Origin of the sequence: Nocardioides soli, assembly GCF_014191495.1 — a bacterium.
GTDB classification, from domain to species: Bacteria; Actinomycetota; Actinomycetes; order Propionibacteriales; family Nocardioidaceae; genus Nocardioides; species Nocardioides soli.
Map to the genome: position 1 here is coordinate 1,440,199 of NZ_JACHWR010000001.1, position 11,895 is coordinate 1,452,093.

The 11,895-nt window shown below is 73.3% G+C and carries 10 protein-coding genes; 5 read left to right on the forward strand and 5 right to left on the reverse strand.

Annotation, left to right across the window (positions count from 1 at the left end; all coding sequences use genetic code 11):
- Window positions 1-525: 525 nt before the first annotated feature.
- Window positions 526-1,911 carry an HNH endonuclease signature motif containing protein gene (locus FHU40_RS07270; protein WP_221199523.1) on the reverse strand — a complete coding sequence of 462 codons (1,386 nt, stop codon included), beginning with the start codon at window positions 1,909-1,911 and terminating at the stop codon, window positions 526-528.
- 450 nt (window positions 1,912-2,361) lie between these two features.
- Between FHU40_RS07270 and FHU40_RS07275 the strand changes: the two genes are divergently transcribed.
- The 5 genes from FHU40_RS07275 to FHU40_RS07295 all read left to right on the forward strand — a co-directional run bounded on the left by FHU40_RS07275 (window position 2,362) and on the right by FHU40_RS07295 (window position 7,864).
- Window positions 2,362-2,904 (forward strand): YbaK/EbsC family protein, encoded by a 543-nt coding sequence (locus tag FHU40_RS07275; protein ID WP_183591557.1) that lies wholly within the window; start codon window positions 2,362-2,364, stop codon window positions 2,902-2,904.
- Window positions 2,905-2,924: 20 nt separating this feature from the next.
- Window positions 2,925-3,404: a DUF6328 family protein gene (locus tag FHU40_RS07280; protein WP_183591558.1), complete on the forward strand. Its 480-nt coding sequence runs from the start codon at window positions 2,925-2,927 to the stop codon at window positions 3,402-3,404.
- On the forward strand, window positions 3,394-4,305 hold the full coding sequence (locus FHU40_RS07285) for a hypothetical protein (protein WP_183591559.1): 912 nt from the start codon (window positions 3,394-3,396) through the stop codon (window positions 4,303-4,305). The genes FHU40_RS07280 and FHU40_RS07285 overlap by 11 nt, the downstream gene beginning before the upstream one ends.
- Window positions 4,306-4,370: 65 nt before the next feature.
- The gene (locus tag FHU40_RS07290; protein WP_183591560.1) at window positions 4,371-6,125 is read left to right on the forward strand and encodes an ABC transporter transmembrane domain-containing protein; all 1,755 of its coding nucleotides are present in this window, start codon (window positions 4,371-4,373) and stop codon (window positions 6,123-6,125) included.
- Complete coding sequence (locus tag FHU40_RS07295) at window positions 6,122-7,864, forward strand: ABC transporter ATP-binding protein (RefSeq protein ID WP_183591561.1); 1,743 nt, start codon at window positions 6,122-6,124, stop codon at window positions 7,862-7,864. Before FHU40_RS07290 ends, FHU40_RS07295 begins: the two co-directional genes overlap by 4 nt.
- A gap of 12 nt (window positions 7,865-7,876) precedes the next feature.
- Here the strand turns inward: FHU40_RS07295 and FHU40_RS07300 are convergent, their stop codons facing one another.
- Genes FHU40_RS07300 through FHU40_RS07315 form a run of 4 tightly spaced genes read right to left on the reverse strand, consistent with a single transcriptional unit; the run spans window position 7,877 to window position 11,895 of the window.
- Window positions 7,877-8,464, reverse strand: coding sequence for a carboxymuconolactone decarboxylase family protein (locus tag FHU40_RS07300; RefSeq protein ID WP_183591562.1), 588 nt, complete (start codon window positions 8,462-8,464; stop codon window positions 7,877-7,879).
- A gap of 14 nt (window positions 8,465-8,478) precedes the next feature.
- Window positions 8,479-10,080 (reverse strand): AMP-binding protein, encoded by a 1,602-nt coding sequence (locus FHU40_RS07305; protein ID WP_183591563.1) that lies wholly within the window; start codon window positions 10,078-10,080, stop codon window positions 8,479-8,481.
- A 16-nt stretch (window positions 10,081-10,096) separates the two neighbouring features.
- Entirely contained in the window at window positions 10,097-11,038 is a 942-nt protein-coding gene (locus FHU40_RS07310) for an SMP-30/gluconolactonase/LRE family protein (RefSeq protein WP_183591564.1), read from the reverse strand.
- Window positions 11,035-11,895: an ATP-binding cassette domain-containing protein gene (locus FHU40_RS07315; protein ID WP_183591565.1), complete on the reverse strand. Its 861-nt coding sequence runs from the start codon at window positions 11,893-11,895 to the stop codon at window positions 11,035-11,037. The genes FHU40_RS07310 and FHU40_RS07315 overlap by 4 nt, the downstream gene beginning before the upstream one ends.

Sequence of the window (11,895 nt, forward strand, 5' to 3'; positions counted from 1 at the left end):
CATGCGCCGACCGGTCTCGCGAGGTCCGCGTCAATCCGCCCGTCGAACCCGCTGCCCCGAGCACGATCACCATCGTCGAAGGTCTCTTCCTGCTCCGCTAGGAGCTCGTCCGCTGGCGGGACTCTTCGATCTTCCTTGAGGTGTCCACCTCAGTCGCCATGGCTCGGAAGAGCCGGCGCGACGCTGTGGTGCTCCGGCCAGATGCTGAGCTCACGAGGCGGTACGTCGAGGGGCAGCGCATCTACCAGGAACTGCACCGGCCACGAGAGCGCGCGACATGGACCTTGGGCAGCGAGGCGTAGCGGACCGCATCGCACGGTCTGCGATGGAACCGGCGCGCAGCGGTGCGGTCGGCTTGTCGTTGCGGCCGGTGACGCGCTTACCGGGTTTGTGTGGTCGCCGTGGGTGGGGGTTACGGGGGGGTGGTTGCGGCTGCTGGGCGGCTTGCGGTCTGCTCGGGTCGACCGTCGTGGTCACCGCTGGAGAGGACGATGCGGTCTGCCGGGTCGGTCGGGTCGGCCCGGGTCAGGCGGCGGCGTATTCGATGACGAAGTCGGGGTAGTGGAGTTCGCGTTGGATCCGGGGTGCGACGCGGCTGGGGGTGGGTGCGCGGGGTGCTGTTGATCGGATGACGTGGCCGGTGGGCAGGGTGGTCTCGACGGTGTGCTGGGTGTCGGTGTTTGCGGGTGGGCCGGTGATGGGGGTGGCGCGCCAGCCGGGGGCTTGTTTGGTGTGGTTGCACTGTTCGCAGAGGCCTTGTCCGTTGATGGCGGAGGTGGGGCCGCCGTCGGCGTGGTCGGTGATGTGGTCGTGGTGACGGACCGGGGCGTTGCACCAGGGGGTGCGACACGTCTGGTCGCGCAGGTCGAGGAACAGGCCGAGGGCCTTCGGGAACGCCCGGGCCTTCGATTCCATGGCGACGAGGGTGCCGGTCTCGGGGGCCACGTAGAGCCGCCGCAGCGCCATCTGCGCCATCTGTGCCGTCTGTGCCTGGGCGAGGGCGGTGGCGGCGAGGTCGCGGGCGTGGTCGGCGAGGATCGGGCCGTAGCCGGTCAGCCAGGCGGGCTGGTGTCCGCCGGCGAGGAGGGTGTGGTCGGAGACGGTCAGGTTGACCGTGACCGGGACCCCCTCCGCCGTGGCCTGTCCGGTGATCAGGGTGACGAGGGTGTCGGTCATCACCTGACCCCGTGACCGCGGGTCGCCCTGGGCACGAGCGGAGTCGGCGGCCCGGGTCAGGGTGGCGTAGGCCGCGACGCCCTGGGCGGCCGGGAGCAGTACCGAGAGCCGGGCCATCGTGTCCGGCGCGGGCCGCAGGCTCACGTGCCGGTCGGCCTCCGCCTTCGCGCGGCGGTCCACCACCGCGGCCGGATCCAGACCGGCGACCAGCGCCCGGGTCTGCGCGACGAGTCGTCGGTCGCCCCACCCCTCGAACCGATAGGCGCCCTGGTTGTCGGGGGCGCACAGCTCGGCGTCCACCCGGGCCCGGTGCCCGGGGGCCAGGCAGGCGGTCTCGCGGGCGATCAGGATCGCCCGCCACTCCGACACCACCCCGGCCGCCAGCGCGGCCTCCGTCGAGGGGAGCTCGGTCAGGGCGTGCGCGAACCCCAACAACCGCGACCCGCGCGCGGGGGACTCCCGGCGGGCGTAGGCCACCAGACCGGGCACGTCCCGCCCCCGCCGCGCGGCCGGCACCCCCTGGTCGGCATGCCGGGCCCTCACGCGGGCATCCAGCACCCGGGTCAACCGCGCCTGGACGGCACACGCCCTCGCCTTGGTGTCTTCGAGGGCGCGGATCGCGTCCACCAGCTCCGCCTCGCTCATCCCCGACACGTCGGACATCGCGGACACGTCGGGCATCGCGGACGCGCCGTCGACCGTGGGGTCGAGGTGGGTGTCCGAGAGCAGCGCCATACCTCATGGTATCGAACGACTGTTCGATCACACAAGGGGTTGGGCGAACCAGTTTCCGGTTGGGTGGCCGGGCTGGCCGGGCTTGGGGTGGTTTCGAGACAGGCGCTAGCGCACCTTCCTCAACCACCGTGGGCGCCTTCCTCAACCACCGTGCCCCCGACGACGGTGGTTGAGGAGGTTGCGCTAGCAACCGTCTCGAAACCCACTCACCCAACGCGCGTCCCGACCACAGGTCGGCGTCCTCCCGATAGGCGCCGAACGGGTGCGCGGGAGGAGCCGCCAAGGGCGCGAAGCGGCGAAGCGGACCCTTGACGGTGCAGGACGCGCACCCACACTGGCGCCCCCGGGAGGACGCCGACACTCACGTCCCGGACAGGTGGTTTCGAGACAGGCGCCAGCGCGCCTTCCTCAACCACCGTGTCGGTGACCGCTCTCCAGCAGGATGTCCTCATGACGACACCGAAGCTCGGCCGCATCGAGACCGTTCCTGCCCTGGACCGCCCGGATCTGCTCGCCGCACCGGTGGCGGCGGCGTTGCGGGGGTGGGCGCACGCGGGGCGGGTCGGCGTGGTGGAGATCGACCCGGCAGTGGCGGACACGGCCGCGATGGCGGCGGCGTACGAGATCGGCATGGACACCGGTGCCAACTGCGTCGTGGTCGGCGGCAGCCGGGCCGGCGACGAGCGGATCGCCGCGTGCCTGGTCCGCTCCGACACCCGGGCCGACGTCAACAGCCGGGTGCGCAAGGAGCTCGACGTGCGCAAGGCGTCGTTCCTGTCGATGGACCGGGCAGTCGAGGAGTCGGGGATGGAGTACGGCGGGATCACGCCGATCGGTCTCCCGGACGGCTGGCGGCTGCTCGTCGACACACGGGTGCTCGACGTCGAGGTCGCGGTGATCGGCTCCGGCGTACGCCGTTCGAAGCTGCTGATCCCCGGCTCGCTGGCGGCCGAGCTGCCGAGGGCCGAGGTGATCCCGTATCTCGCCGGCTGAGTCTGGGTCACACTGGCACCATGAACGACGAGCGCCGCCGGTCGGGGCGCGACGAGACGGAGGACGAGCGGCTCGACCGCAAGTTCAACGACCTGCTCCAAGAGCTGCGCGTGATGCAGACCGGCGCGCAGCTGACGGCCGGCTTCCTGCTGACCCTGCCCTTCCAGGACACCTTCCAGAAGCTCGACGACTTCCAGACCGCCCTCTACCTGGCGCTGGTGATCCTCGCGGCGCTGTGCACCGCGCTGGTGATGGCGCCGGTCGCGATCCACCGCCGGCTGTCCGGCCGGCACGTCAAGGCGCGCGTGGTGGAGTCCGCGCACCGGCTCGTGTACGGCGTGATCGGCTGCATCTCCCTGCTCGTGGCGGGGATGGTGCTGCTGATCTGGGACGTCGTCGTCGACCGGACCTGGGCGGGGGTCGCAGCCGCTGGGATCGCCGCCGTGCTCGTGCTGCTGCTCCTCGTACTGCCCGCGCGGCTGGACCACCGTGCGGCGTAGCGCCGCCGCGGCCCTGGCCGCGGTGCTCCTGCTGGGCGGCTGCTCCGGCGACGACGCGCAGCCGGACACGGCCACACCGTCGCCGTCCCGCTCGATCCGGACCCTGACGCCGCTGCCGGTGCCGCCCGAGCCGCCACCGAGCGGTCGGCTGCGCGCCGACATGCGGCAGTCGTCGCGCGACGCGGCCGCGGGCCGGATGGAGGTCTGGATCGACAACGACACCGCGGCGCAGATCCGGCCGGCGCGGATCACCTACGCCGACCCGCGCTACCGCACCACCCTGCGCGGCACCCGCCTGCGCCCGATCCCGTCCCAGTCCGAGCGCGGCTTCCCGGTCTACCTCCCCCGACGACCCGCCTGCGACCACCCGACGGGCGCCGGCACCGTGACGGTCACGTACGGCGGGACGACCCGGACGCTCCGGGTCGCGGACTCCACCGACGTCGCCGGCCGGTACGCCGGGTCCCGCTGCCTCGAGCTCGCGATCGCCCGGGTGGCCCGGCTGTCCTGGGCCGAGGACGTGCCGAGCGCCGGCGGGGTCGGCGACCCCGGCACGCTCACGCTCGTCGTGGCGCCGACCGGCCAACCCGGGCCCGCCCTCACCCTCGACACCGTCTCCGGCACGCCGGTGCTGTCGCCCGTCGGCAGCGACGTGTGGCGCCCCGCGGTCACCGTCCACGGCACCGATCCCACGCAGCGCATCGAGCTGCCGGTGAAGCCCACCCGCTGCGACGCCCACGCGTTCGCCGAGTCGGGCGGCGCCACGGCGTTCAAGATCGGCCTCCACCTCGGGGGCGAGCCCGGCCAGATCACACTGCGGATGAGCCTCGCCGGCGCCAAGAACGCGATCGACTACGCCCGGCAATCCTGCGGCACGTTGACCACGATGGAGGACGGCTGACGGGTGACCACCGTCACCGCGAAAACAATTCGCTGACCACGGGGTCCGCTCCGTAGCGTTGGCGAGTGCGCAAGCTTCCCCTCGACCACCCCGGCACCGCCGCCCACGGCTCGCCGGGAGGGTTCCTCTGGTGGGTGGCGCGCAAGCAGTGGCACACGCTCGCGATCGGCATGCTCTTCGGCATCGTCTGGATGAGCGCGCAGGCCGTGATGCCGGCGGTGATCGGCCGCGCCATCGACGAAGGGGTCGCCGCGAAGGACACCTCGCGGCTCGCCGAGTGGGCGGCCGTGCTCTTCTGCATCGGCCTGGTGCAGGCCGGGGCGGGCATCATGCGGCACCGGTTCGCGGTCACCAACTGGCTGACCGCGGCGTACCGCGTCGTCCAGCTGGTCACCCGGCAGTCGGTGCGACTCGGCGGCACCCTGCCCCGCCGCGTCTCGACCGGCGAGGTCGTGGCGATCGGCACCAACGACCTCTCCCACATCGGCCAGGTGATGGACGTCGCGGCACGGTTCGCCGGCGCCGTCGTGTCGTTCGTCGTGGTGGCGGTGATCCTGCTCCAGACGTCGGTGACGCTCGGGCTCGTGGTGCTCATCGGGGTGCCGCTGCTGATGCTCGGCGTCGCCCCGCTGCTCAGCCCCCTCCAGCGCCGCAGCGCCCACCAGCGGCACCTGATGGGCCGGCTCTCCAACACCGCCAGCGACATCGTCGGCGGCCTGCGCGTGCTGCGCGGCATCGGCGGCGAGCAGGTGTTCTCGGCCCGCTACCGCCGCGAGTCGCAGACCACCCGCGCCGCCGGCGTCCGGGTAGCGCAGTTCCAGTCGGTGCTCGACGCGCTCCAGGTGTTCCTGCCCGGGCTCTTCGTCGTGGTCGTGGTCTGGCTCGGCGCCCGGTACGCCGTGCAGGGCACGATCACGCCGGGCGAGCTGGTCGCCTTCTACGGCTACTCGGCGTTCCTGATGATCCCGCTGCGCACCGCCACGGAGTACGCCAACAAGGTGATCCGCGGCCGGGTCGCGGCCGCCCGCATCTGCCGGGTGCTCGCGCTCGAGCCCGAGGTCACCGTCCCGGCCCACCCGGCGCCCTCTCCGGCCGTCGGCTCCGACCTCGTCGACACCCGTACCGGGCTCGTCGTGCACACCGGCCGGCTGACGGCGATCGTCAGCGAACAGCCCGACGACTCCGCGGTGCTCGCCGACCGGCTCGGCATGGCCGCCTCCCCCGTCGACGACGACGTGCGGTTCGGCGGCACCCCGCTCACCGCGCTCGACCCGGCGGAGGTGCGCAAGCGGATCGTGGTCTCCGACACCGGCGCGATGCTCTTCTCCGGCCGGCTCGGCGACGGGCTCGACCTCACCGGCCACGGCGACGTGCGGCGCGCGCTCCGGACCGCGTCGGCCGGCGACATCCTCGAGGCGCTCGCGGAGGGGCTGGACACGATCGTCGCCGAGCGCGGCCGCAGCTTCTCCGGTGGCCAGCGGCAGCGCCTGGTGCTCGCCCGAGCGCTGGCGATCGACCCCGAGATCCTGGTGCTCGTCGAGCCGACCTCGGCCGTCGACGCGCACACCGAGGCCCGCATCGCCGCGCGACTGCGCGACCACCGCACCGGACGCACCACCGTGGTCACCTCGTCGAGCCCGCTGATGCTCGCCGCCGCCGACGTCGTCGCGTTCCTCGTCGGCGGCCGGGTGGTCGCGACCGGCACCCATGCCGACCTGCTCGACACGAGCCCGGCGTACCGCCGCGTCGTGGCCCGCGAGAGCGACCCCGACCTCGAGACCGAGACCGGCGAGCTCCAGAAGTCGGGAGGGTCCCGATGAGGACGCACCTGCCCGTCGCCGACGGCCGCGCGGTGCGCTCGTACGTCGGCTCGCTGGCCCGCCGGCACCCGCGGATGCTGTACGGCGCACTCGCGCTCCACGTCGCGGCCGCGCTCGCCGGCCTGGCCGCGCCGCGGCTGCTCGGCGACCTCGTGCAGGCCGTCGAGAGCGGCACCACCACCGACCACGTCGACCGGATCGTCGCGCTGCTCGCGGTCTTCCTCGTCGTGCAGACCGTGCTCACCCGGTTCGCCCGCTACCTGAGCCAGGTGCTCGGCGAGCAGGTGCTGGCCGAGCTGCGCGAGGACTTCGTCGACAACACGCTCGCGCTGCCGGTCGGCGTCGTCGAGGACGCCGGCTCGGGCGACCTGCTGACGCGCACCAGCCGCGACGTCGACCAGCTCGGCTGGTCGGTGCGGATGGCGCTGCCGGAGTGGACGATCGCGGTCGTCACGGCGGTCGTCACCTTCGTCGCGGCGCTCAGCGTCGGCTGGTGGGTGGCGATCCCCTGCCTGCTGGGCGTGCCGCCGCTGGTGATCGGGCTGCGCTGGTACCTCAAGCGGGCCAAGGACGGCTACCTGCGCGAGAGCGCGACGTACTCGCAGATCAACGCAACGCTCACCGAGACGGTCGAGGGCGCCCGCACGGTCGAGGCGCTCGGCCTGGGCCGGCGCCGCATCGAGGCGGTCGACGACGACATCGCGGCGTCGTACCGGGCGGAGCGCTACACGCTCTTCCTGCGCACGGTGTTCTTCCCGAACATGGAGATCGCCTACCTGATCCCCACCGTGCTGACCCTGCTCTTCGGCGGCTACCTCTACACCCAGGACCAGGTGACGCTGGGCGCGGTGACGACCGCGACGCTGTACGTGCAGATGCTGATCGACCCGGTCGACCGGATCGTGTCGATCCTCGACGAGCTCCAGCTCGGCGCGGCCTCGCTGGCCCGGCTGCTCGGCGTCGCCCAGGTGCCCGACGACCGTGAGGTCAGTGGTCGCGAGCCCGAGGGCGAGCACCTCGCCGCAGACGACGTGCGCTTCTCGTACGTCGAGGGGCGCGACGTGCTGCACGGCGTGGACCTCGACGTCGGCGTCGGCGAGCGGATCGCGATGGTCGGGCCGTCGGGCGCCGGCAAGTCGACGCTCGGCCGGCTGCTCGCGGGCATCCACCCGCCGCGCACCGGCTCGGTCACGGTCGGCCGCGTGGGGCTGGTCGAGCTGCCGCTCGACGACCTGCGCGGCCACGTCGCGCTGGTGACCCAGGAGCACCACGTCTTCGTCGGCACCGTGCGCGAGAACCTCGTGCTGGCCCGCCCCGGATCCTCCGACGCCGACGTGCGCGCGGCCCTCGCGGCCGTCGACGCGCTCGACTGGGTCGAGGCGCTGCCCGAGGGCCTCGACACCGAGGTCGGCTCCGGCGGCCGCGCCGTGACCGCGCCCCAGGCCCAGCAGATCGCGCTGGCCCGGCTGGTGCTGGCCGACCCGCACACGCTGGTGCTCGACGAGGCCACCTCGCTCATCGACCCGCGCGCGGCCCGCCATCTCGAGCGCTCGCTCGCCGCGGTGCTCGAGGGACGCACCGTGATCGCGATCGCGCACCGGCTCTTCTCCGCCCACGACGCCGACCGGGTCGCGGTCGTGGAGGACGGCCGGATCTCCGAGCTCGGGTCGCACGACGAGCTGGTCGCCGCCGGCGGCTCCTACGCCGCGCTGTGGGACAGCTGGCACGGCCGCGGCTGATGCCGTGCCTAGCTAGGGTGCGTCCCCGGGCTGGAAGATCCGCACGTGGCTCTCGGCGAAGGCACGCGGCGCCTGCTCGAGGTCGGAGGCGACCGTGTCGTTCCAGCGGTTGAAGAACCCGAACAGCGCCACCACCGCGACCAGCTCCGCGATCTCGGAGTCGTCGAAGTGCCGGCGCAGCTCCACGAAGTCCTCGTCGGTGGTGGCGTTCGGCGTCTGACCGGCGCCGAGGGCCATCGCCAGCGCGGCCCGCTCCGCCTCGGAGAACCTGGGGTCGGTGGCGAACTCCCACACGGCGGCGATCTTCTCCGGGTCCACATCCGCGGTGTCCGCGGCGTGGAAGCCGGTGTGGGCCGAGCAGTAGCGGCAGCCGGCCGACATGCTCGCGATGTGCGCCACCATCCACTTCAGGCCGGGGCCCACCCGGCCCTCGTTCATGACGGCGATGCTGAGCCGGCCGACGGCGTCGAGCACGTTCGGCATCCGGGCCAGGATGCCGAACGTGGACGGCTCCGCGCCGTAGACGGCGCGCATGGTCGCCAGCAGCTCGGGGTGGGCGGCCTCGAGCACGTCGGTGTCGAGGGGCGGGATGCGGGACACTGCGTCACCTTCCGTCAGAGCCGGCGCAGGTCGTCGACGACGACCTTGCCGGCGGCGTTCCTGGGCAGCCGGTCGAGGAAGCGGATCTCCCGGGGCACCTTGAAGTTCGCGAGCCGGGCCCGGCAGTGGCCGAGCACATCGTCGGCGTCGGGCCGATCGGCGCCTGGCGGACGGACGACGTACGCGCGTCCGACGCTGCCGAGCCGCTCGTCCGGGACGCCGACGACCGCGGACTCGCGGATGCCCTCGAGCCGTGCGAGGGCGTTCTCGACCTCGGCGGGATACACGTTGAAGCCGCCGACCGTGTACATGTTCTTGATCCGGTCGGTGATGGAGACGTACCCGTCGTCGTCGATCGTGCCGACGTCGCCGGTGCGGAACCAGCCGTCGCAGTCCACCACCTCGCCGGTGGCCGCCGGGTCGTCCAGGTAGCCCACCATCAGGTTGGGGCCGCGGAGCTCGATCTCGCCGGGCAGCCCGGTCGCCTGCAGCCCGCCGTCCCCGGCCCGCACCCGGACCTCGAAGCCCGCGACCGGCCGGCCCGCCGTCGTCGCGACGACCTCGGCGGGGTCGTCCGGGCGGCACATGGTGACGACCACGGCCTCGGAGAGGCCGTACGCCGTCAGCACGTTCTCGACCCCGGCCTCGCGCAGCCTCTCGACGAGGCGCACCGGCACGGCCGCCGACCCGGTCACGGCGATGCGCCACCGGCTGCCGCCGAAGCCCGATCCGCTCGACGCGTCGAGCAGGCTCTGCAGGATCGTCGGCGGCCCCGGGACCACCGTGATGCCCTCGGCGTGCAGCAGCCGCAGCACGTGATCGACGTCGAAGGTCGCGACCGGGTACATCGTCGCCCCGGTCGCGACGCAGGCCACCAGCCCGGCCTTGTAGCCGAAGGTGTGGGAGAAGGGGCTCGCGATCAGGTAGCGGTCGTCGTCGCGCAGTCCCGCGCACTCGACCCAGGCCTGGACGCACTCGACGGTCTGTCGCTGCCGGGTCATCACCCCCTTCGAGCGGCCGGTGGTGCCGGAGGTGAAGACGACGTCGGCGAGGTCGTGCTCGTCGACGGGGCCGGCGTCCGGGCTCGCGTCGGAAGCGCCATCGAGGAATCGGTCCCAGTCGAGCGTCGCGACCTCGCGCCCCTCGGCCGCGCCCCGATCGCCGGGGAACAGCACGACGTCGCGCAGGTCGGGCAGCCCCGCGACCACGTCGCCGACGGCGGGATCCGCGTCGTCGTCGTGGGCGAGGCCGGCGACGAGCGAGCCGACGAAGTCGAGCCCGAGGAACCCGTCGACGGTCAGCAGCAGCCGCACCCGGGCCCGCCGGAGGATGTCGCGGGCCTCCGGCCCGGTGTACCTGGTGTTGAGCGGCACGAGTACCGCGCCGATCTCGTGCACCCCGAGCGCGGCCACCACCCAGTGCAGGGAGTTGGGCGCCCAGACCGCCACCCGGTCGCCGCGGGCGACGCCGCGAGCGCGCAGGCCGCTGCCGACCCGGCGGGCCGCCGACGCGAGCTCCCGCCAGGTGAGCTCGGCTCCGCCGTCGACGACGGCGACGCCCGAGCCGAATCGCCGCTCCGCGTCGCGGAGCAGTGCGGGGACGGTACGGCGTGACATGGTGCTCCTCCTCTGTCTACGAGCCGGCTGTCGACGAGCCGGCCGCGGCGAAGCCCGGCTGGTACGGCACCGGGTGGCCGGCGACCTCCCAGGTCAGCGCGCTCACCCGGCCGAGGCCCGCCTCGGTGACGTAGAGCGTGCGCCGGTCCGGGCCGCCGAAGCACACGTTGGTGACGTCGTTGCCGAAGGGGATCCGGCCGAGCTCGGCGCCCTCGGGCGAGAACACCACCACCGAGCCGGTGCCCGCCCCGGCGACGATCACCCGGCCCTCGGCGTCGAAGCAGAGCCCGTCGGGCAGGGTGCCCGCGCCCAGGTGGGCGAACCGCTCCGGCTCGCCCAGCCTGCCGCCTCCGAGGATCGGGAAGCGGTGCAGCCACGACGTGTAGGACTCCGCGACGATGAGCGCGGAGCCGTCGGGAGTGACGCCGAGGCCGTTGGGGTAGCGGAGCCCGTCGTGCACCCAGGCGGCCGCCCCGTCGGCACCGCGGTAGCCGACCCGGCCGGGTGGCACGGCGCCGTCGGGGCCGGGCCAGACCGGGTCGGAGAACCACAGCGAGCCGTCCGGCCCGAAGCAGAGGTCGTTCGGCGAGGTGAGCGGCAGGCCGTCGATCTCCTCGAGCAGCGGGGTCAGCTCGCCCCCGAGGTCCAGCCGCCACAGCAGGCCGGGCTGGTCGCCCGGCCCCTCGTCCAGCCCGACGTGCTCCTCGGCCACCCAGCGCCCGCCGTTGTCGCAGACGAGCAGGGCGCCGCCCCGGTCGAGGACCAGGCCGTTGGGCGCACCCGGGAAGTCGGCCACGACCGTCCGCTCGCCGGCCGGCGAGATCCGCGTGACCCGCCGGCCGGCGAGCTCGCACACGACGAGATCGCCGCCCGGCAGGCAGACCGGACCTTCGGGGAACAGCAGGCCGTCGGTCAGCACCCGAGGCGCCGACACCACCATGCTCGGCTCGGTGCTCATGCGTGGACCCCCTCGGTCGACTCCGCTGCCGGGGCCGGCTCGGGGTCGGCTCGCCGACCGGTCGAGCCCATCGCCTTCCGGACCCGGCGGACCGAGTCGAAGAACGCCGCCTCGGTGCGGATCCCGCCGTCGCGCTCACGAGGCAGGTCGATGTCGATGACGTCGATGATGCGGCCCGGCTGCGCACCCATCACCGCGACGCGGTCGGCCAGGAACACGGCCTCGTCCATGTCGTGGGTGACGAAGACGATCGTGCGGCCGGTCGCCTTCCAGATGCTCAGGAGCTCCTCGTTGAGGTACTCCCGGGTGAAGGCGTCGAGGGCGCCGAACGGCTCGTCCATGAGCAGGATCGACGCCGACGTCACCAACGACCGGGCGATCGAGACGCGCTGCTGCATGCCGCCCGAGAGCTCGCCCGGGTAGCGCCGAGCGAACGCCGAGAGCTGGACCAGGTCGAGCAGCTCCGCGACCCGGTCCCGCACCTCGCGTTTGGCCGGCGTGGCCCGTCTGCGCCCCAGCCGCAGCGGCAGGGCGACGTTCTCCTCGACCGTCTTCCACGGCAGCAGCCGGGGTGACTGGAAGACGGTGCTGAAGTCGGCCTGGGGACCCTCGACCCGGGTATCACCCACCCAGATCTCCCCCTCGGAGGGCGGGATCAGACCCGACATCAGCCGCAGCAGCGTCGACTTGCCGCAGCCGCTCGGGCCAACCAGCGCCAGGAACTCTCCCGGCGACACCTCGAGGTTCGCCTCCTGGAGCGCGAGGAACGAGGGCTCGCGAGGGATCTCGAACCGCTTCGTGACCCCGCGGACACTGATGCTGGCCCGGGCGGGCGCGGTGGGGCGCACGGCACTCAC

Excerpts from the sequence above, each read along its gene's own strand:
- FHU40_RS07270 (WP_221199523.1), bottom strand. The coding sequence starts at position 1,911 with ATGGCGCTGCTCTCGGACACCCACCTCGACCCCACGGTCGACGGCGCG.
- FHU40_RS07275 (WP_183591557.1), top strand. The coding sequence starts at position 2,362 with ATGACGACACCGAAGCTCGGCCGCATCGAGACCGTTCCTGCCCTGGAC.
- FHU40_RS07280 (WP_183591558.1), top strand. The coding sequence starts at position 2,925 with ATGAACGACGAGCGCCGCCGGTCGGGGCGCGACGAGACGGAGGACGAG.
- FHU40_RS07295 (WP_183591561.1), top strand. The coding sequence starts at position 6,122 with ATGAGGACGCACCTGCCCGTCGCCGACGGCCGCGCGGTGCGCTCGTAC.
- FHU40_RS07305 (WP_183591563.1), bottom strand. The coding sequence starts at position 10,080 with ATGTCACGCCGTACCGTCCCCGCACTGCTCCGCGACGCGGAGCGGCGA.
- FHU40_RS07310 (WP_183591564.1), bottom strand. The coding sequence starts at position 11,038 with ATGAGCACCGAGCCGAGCATGGTGGTGTCGGCGCCTCGGGTGCTGACC.